The organism is Pseudomonas sp. 43(2021), assembly GCF_017490805.1.
GTDB lineage: Bacteria > Pseudomonadota > Gammaproteobacteria > Pseudomonadales > Pseudomonadaceae > Aquipseudomonas.
On record NZ_JAFGYJ010000599.1, the window covers coordinates 1 to 429 of the forward strand.

Sequence of the window (429 nt, forward strand, 5' to 3'; positions counted from 1 at the left end):
TTCCAGTTGCGGCTGGGTGCGCCCGACCGTGGTGACGCGCAATTCCAGCTCATCCGCCGGCCCGGTCTGCAACGATACCGGACTGGTTTCGGTCATGCCGTAGGCGATCTGCACTTCGCTCATGTGCATCTCGTTGATCACCCGGCGCATGACCTCGATCGGACAAGTGGCGCCGGCCATGATCCCGGTGCGCAGGCTCGACAGGTCGAAGGTCTGCCGCTGCGGCTGATCGAGCATGGCGATGAACATGGTCGGCACACCGTACAGCGCCGTGGCTTTTTCCTCGGCCACCGCTTGCAGGGTCAGCGCCGGATCGAAAGCGTCGTTGGGGTAAATCATCGTGCTGCCATGGGTGACGCAACCGAGGTTGCCCATGACCATGCCGAAGCAGTGATACAGCGGCACCGGAATCACCAGACGATCGGCAGC

At 62.9% G+C, this 429-nt stretch carries 1 protein-coding gene; it reads right to left on the reverse strand.

The genetic code is table 11. The features are described from left to right. Positions 1 to 429, reverse strand: a 429-nt coding sequence (locus tag J5M71_RS28890; protein ID WP_207839109.1) for an AMP-binding protein, incomplete at both ends; no start/stop codon positions are given.